Source organism: Pseudomonas sp. HMSC066A08 (assembly GCF_001813025.1).
Taxonomy (GTDB): Bacteria; Pseudomonadota; Gammaproteobacteria; order Pseudomonadales; family Pseudomonadaceae; genus Pseudomonas; species Pseudomonas aeruginosa.
In genome coordinates this window covers 1-5,009 of sequence record NZ_KV811284.1, presented here as the reverse complement: position 1 = coordinate 5,009, position 5,009 = coordinate 1, and the positions used below count along the sequence as shown (strand labels likewise).

Below are 5,009 nucleotides of genomic sequence, written 5' to 3'. Positions count from 1 at the left end.
AAACGCGAAGGCATTCCCACTTGATCGAAACGATATCTCCTGCCAAAGGGGGACCCACCATGGACGATCTATTGCAACGCGTACGGCGCTGCGAAGCGCTGCAGCAACCCGAATGGGGCGATCCGTCGCGCCTGCGCGACGTGCAGGCGTACCTGCGCGGCAGTCCGGCGCTGATCCGCGCCGGCGACATCCTGGCCCTGCGCGCGACCCTGGCGCGGGTCGCCCGCGGCGAGGCGCTGGTGGTGCAGTGCGGCGACTGCGCCGAGGACATGGACGACCACCATGCCGAGAACGTGGCGCGCAAGGCCGCCGTGCTGGAACTGCTGGCCGGCGCCCTGCGCCTGGCCGGCCGGCGGCCGGTGATCCGCGTCGGGCGTATCGCCGGGCAGTACGCCAAGCCGCGTTCCAAGCCGCACGAGCAGGTCGGCGAGCAGACCCTGCCGGTCTATCGCGGCGACATGGTCAACGGCCGCGAGGCCCATGCCGAGCAGCGCCGGGCCGATCCGCAGCGGATCCTCAAGGGCTATGCGGCGGCGCGCAACATCATGCGCCACCTGGGCTGGGACGCCGCGTCCGGGCAGGAGGCGAATGCCTCGCCGGTCTGGACCAGCCACGAGATGCTGCTGCTCGACTACGAGCTGTCGATGCTGCGCGAGGACGAGCAGCGCCGGGTCTATCTCGGTTCGACCCACTGGCCGTGGATCGGCGAGCGCACCCGCCAGGTCGACGGCGCCCACGTGGCGCTGCTGGCCGAGGTGCTCAACCCGGTGGCCTGCAAGGTCGGACCGGAGATCGGCCGCGACCAGTTGCTGGCGCTCTGCGAGCGCCTCGACCCGCGCCGCGAGCCGGGGCGCCTGACGCTGATCGCGCGGATGGGCGCGCAGAAGGTCGGCGAGCGCCTGCCGCCGCTGGTGGAGGCGGTGCGCGCGGCCGGGCACCCGGTGATCTGGCTGAGCGACCCGATGCACGGCAACACCATCGTCGCGCCCTGCGGCAACAAGACCCGCCTGGTGCGCAGCATCGCCGAGGAGGTGGCGGCGTTCCGCCAGGCGGTGTCCGGCTCCGGCGGCGTGGCCGCCGGGCTGCACCTGGAGACCACCCCGGACGACGTCACCGAGTGCGTCGCCGATTCCAGCGGCCTGCACCAGGTCAGCCGGCACTACACCAGCCTCTGCGATCCGCGGCTGAACCCCTGGCAGGCGCTCAGCGCGGTGATGGCCTGGTCCGGCGCAGAAGCGATCCCGAGCGCAACCTTCCCCCTGGAGACCGTGGCATGAGCGGCATTCCCGAAATCACCGCCTATCCCTTGCCGACCGCCCAGCAGCTGCCGGCCAACCTGGCGCGCTGGAGCCTGGAGCCGCGGCGCGCGGTGCTGCTGGTGCACGACATGCAGCGCTACTTCCTGCGCCCGCTGCCCGAGAGCCTGCGCGCCGGGCTGGTGGCCAACGCCGCGCGGCTGCGCCGCTGGTGCGTCGAGCAGGGCGTGCAGATCGCCTACACCGCCCAGCCGGGCAGCATGACCGAGGAGCAGCGCGGCCTGCTCAAGGACTTCTGGGGGCCGGGCATGCGCGCCAGTCCGGCCGACCGCGAGGTGGTCGAGGAGTTGGCGCCGGGGCCGGACGACTGGCTGCTGACCAAGTGGCGCTACAGCGCCTTCTTCCACTCCGACCTGCTCCAGCGGATGCGCGCCGCCGGCCGCGACCAACTGGTGCTGTGCGGCGTATACGCCCACGTCGGGGTGCTGATCTCCACGGTCGACGCCTACTCCAACGACATCCAGCCGTTCCTGGTGGCCGACGCCATCGCCGACTTCAGCGAGGCGCACCACCGCATGGCCCTGGAATACGCCGCCAGCCGCTGCGCGATGGTGGTCACCACCGACGAGGTGCTGGAATGAACGCCCTGCCCACATCGCTGTTGCAGCGCCTGCTCGAACGGCCGGCGCCGTTCGCCTTGCTCTACCGCCCGGAAAGCAATGGCCCGGGCCTGCTCGACGTGATCCGCGGCGAGGCGCTCGAGCTGCACGGCCTGGCCGACCTGCCGCTGGACGAACCCGGCCCGGGCCTGCCGCGCCACGACCTGCTGGCGCTGATTCCCTACCGGCAGATCGCCGAGCGCGGCTTCGAGGCGCTCGACGACGGCACGCCGCTGCTGGCGCTGAAGGTCCTGGAGCAGGAGCTGCTGCCGCTGGAACAGGCCCTGGCGCTGCTGCCGAACCAGGCGCTGGAACTGAGCGAGGAAGGTTTCGACCTCGACGACGAGGCCTACGCCGAAGTGGTCGGGCGGGTCATCGCCGACGAGATCGGTCGCGGCGAAGGCGCCAACTTCGTGATCAAGCGGCGCTTCCAGGCGCGCATCGACGGCTATGCCACGGCCAGCGCGCTGAGTTTCTTCCGCCAGTTGCTGCTGCGCGAGAAGGGCGCCTACTGGACCTTCATCGTCCACACCGGCGAACGCACCCTGGTCGGCGCCTCACCCGAGCGACACATCAGCGTGCGCGACGGCCTGGCGGTGATGAACCCGATCAGCGGTACCTACCGCTACCCGCCGGCCGGGCCGAACCTGGCCGAGGTCATGGAATTCCTCGACAACCGCAAGGAAGCCGACGAGCTGTACATGGTGGTGGACGAGGAGCTGAAGATGATGGCGCGGATCTGCGAGGACGGCGGCCGGGTGCTCGGTCCCTACCTCAAGGAGATGGCGCACCTGGCGCACACCGAGTACTTCATCGAGGGCCAGACCAGCCGCGACGTGCGCGAGGTGCTGCGCGAGACGCTGTTCGCCCCGACCGTCACCGGCAGCCCGCTGGAAAGCGCCTGCCGGGTGATCCGCCGCTACGAGCCGCAGGGTCGCGGCTACTACAGCGGGGTGGCGGCGCTGATCGGCGGCGATGGCCAGGGCGGGCGCACGCTGGACTCGGCGATCCTGATCCGCACCGCCGAGATCGAGGGCGACGGCCGCCTGCGCATCGGCGTCGGCTCGACCATCGTGCGTCACTCCGATCCCCTGGGCGAGGCGGCGGAAAGCCGGGCCAAGGCTTCCGGGCTGATCGCCGCGCTGAAGAGCCAGGCGCCGCAGCGCCTGGGCTCGCACCCGCACGTGGTGGCGGCGCTGGCCAGTCGCAACGCGCCGATCGCCGACTTCTGGCTGCGCGGCGCCAGCGAGCGCCAGCAGTTGCAGGCCGACCTGTCCGGACGCGAGGTGCTGATCGTCGACGCCGAGGACACCTTCACCTCGATGATCGCCAAGCAGCTCAAGTCGCTGGGCCTGACGGTGACCGTGCGCGGCTTCCAGGAGCCGTACTCGTTCGACGGCTACGACCTGGTGATCATGGGGCCCGGCCCGGGCAACCCCACCGAGATCGGCCAGCCGAAGATCGGCCACCTGCACCTGGCCATCCGTTCGCTGCTCAGCGAGCGCCGGCCGTTCCTCGCCGTGTGCCTGAGCCACCAGGTACTGAGCCTGTGCCTGGGCCTGGACCTGCAACGCCGGCAGGAGCCCAACCAGGGCGTGCAGAAACAGATCGACCTGTTCGGCGCCGCCGAGCGCGTCGGCTTCTACAACACCTTCGCCGCGCGCGCCCTGCAGGACCGCATCGAGATCCCCGAGGTCGGCCCGATCGAGATCAGCCGCGACCGCGAGACCGGCGAGGTCCACGCCCTGCGCGGGCCGCGCTTCGCCTCCATGCAATTCCACCCCGAATCGGTGCTGACCCGCGAGGGTCCGCGCATCATCGCCGACCTGCTGCGCCACGCGCTGGTCGAGCGGCGGCCCTGAGCCAGGAGAGCCCATGCACAGATATGTCGTGATAGACGCCTTCGCCAGCGAACCGCTGCAAGGCAACCCGGTGGCGGTGTTCTTCGACTGCGACGACCTCAGCGGCGAGCGCATGCAGCGCATGGCGCGGGAGATGAACCTGTCGGAGAGCACCTTCGTGCTCCGCCCGCAACAGGACGGCGACGCGCGCATCCGCATCTTCACCCCGGTCAACGAACTGCCGTTCGCCGGCCACCCGCTGCTGGGCACCGCCATCGCCCTGGGCGCCGAGACCGACAAGGACAGGCTGTTCCTGGAGACCAGGATGGGCACCGTGCCCTTCGCCCTGGAGCGCCAGGACGGCAAGGTGGTGGCCTGCAGCATGCAGCAGCCGATCCCCACCTGGGAGCACTTCAGCCGACCGGCCGAGCTGCTCGCCGCCCTCGGCCTGAAGGGCTCGACCTTTCCCATCGAGGTCTACCGCAACGGCCCGCGCCACGTGTTCGTCGGCCTGGAGAGCGTCGCCGCGCTGTCCGCGCTGCACCCCGACCACCGCGCGCTGTGCGACTTCCCGGACCTGGCGGTGAACTGCTTCGCCGGCGCCGGGCGGCACTGGCGCAGCCGCATGTTCTCGCCGGCCTACGGCGTGGTCGAGGACGCCGCCACCGGCTCCGCCGCCGGGCCGCTGGCGATCCACCTGGCGCGCCACCGGCAGATCCCCTACGGGCAGCAGATCGAGATCCTCCAGGGCGTCGAGATCGGCCGGCCGTCGCGCATGTACGCCCGCGCCGAGGGCGCCGGCGAGCGGGTCTCGGCGGTGGAAGTGTCGGGCAACGGCGCGGCCTTCGCCGAAGGCCGGGCCTACCTGTGAACGGGCAGAACGGAGGAACGCCGTGATGGGCGTCAACGCGAACATTTCCGAGTCCCTCACCGGGACCATCGAAGCCCCTTTCCCGGAGTTCGAGGCGCCGCCGGCGAACCCCATGGAGGTGCTGCGCAACTGGCTGGAACGCGCCCGCCGCTATGGCGTGCGCGAGCCGCGGGCCCTGGCCCTGGCCACGGTCGACGGGCAGGGCCGGCCGTCGACGCGGATCGTGGTGATCGCCGAACTCGGCGAGCGCGGAGTGGTGTTCGCCACCCACGCCGATAGCCAGAAGGGCCGCGAACTGGCGCAGAACCCCTGGGCCTCGGGGGTGCTGTACTGGCGCGAGAGCAGCCAGCAGATCGTCCTCAACGGCCGCGCCGAACGCCTG

At 71.2% G+C, this 5,009-nt stretch carries 4 protein-coding genes and 1 pseudogene; all 5 read left to right on the top strand.

Annotation, left to right across the window (positions count from 1 at the left end; all coding sequences use genetic code 11):
* Positions 1-59 precede the first annotated feature (59 nt).
* Positions 60-1,277: a phenazine biosynthesis protein PhzC gene (phzC, locus tag HMPREF2886_RS08600; protein WP_039028225.1), complete on the top strand. Its 1,218-nt coding sequence runs from the start codon at positions 60-62 to the stop codon at positions 1,275-1,277.
* Entirely contained in the window at positions 1,274-1,897 is a 624-nt protein-coding gene (phzD, locus tag HMPREF2886_RS08595) for a phenazine biosynthesis protein PhzD (RefSeq protein ID WP_003093625.1), read from the top strand. Before phzC ends, phzD begins: the two co-directional genes overlap by 4 nt.
* Positions 1,894-3,777, top strand: a complete 1,884-nt coding sequence (gene phzE / locus HMPREF2886_RS08590) for a phenazine biosynthesis protein PhzE (protein ID WP_003118954.1) — start codon at positions 1,894-1,896, stop codon at positions 3,775-3,777. Before phzD ends, phzE begins: the two co-directional genes overlap by 4 nt.
* Before the next feature lie 13 nt (positions 3,778-3,790).
* Entirely contained in the window at positions 3,791-4,627 is an 837-nt protein-coding gene (phzF, locus tag HMPREF2886_RS08585; protein WP_003093628.1) for a phenazine biosynthesis protein PhzF, read from the top strand.
* Between the two features lie 25 nt (positions 4,628-4,652).
* Positions 4,653-5,009: pseudogene (gene phzG / locus HMPREF2886_RS08580) on the top strand (phenazine biosynthesis FMN-dependent oxidase PhzG); the annotation flags it as partial.

Excerpts from the sequence above, each read along its gene's own strand:
- phzC (WP_039028225.1), top strand. The coding sequence starts at position 60 with ATGGACGATCTATTGCAACGCGTACGGCGCTGCGAAGCGCTGCAGCAA.
- phzD (WP_003093625.1), top strand. The coding sequence starts at position 1,274 with ATGAGCGGCATTCCCGAAATCACCGCCTATCCCTTGCCGACCGCCCAG.
- phzE (WP_003118954.1), top strand. The coding sequence starts at position 1,894 with ATGAACGCCCTGCCCACATCGCTGTTGCAGCGCCTGCTCGAACGGCCG.
- phzF (WP_003093628.1), top strand. The coding sequence starts at position 3,791 with ATGCACAGATATGTCGTGATAGACGCCTTCGCCAGCGAACCGCTGCAA.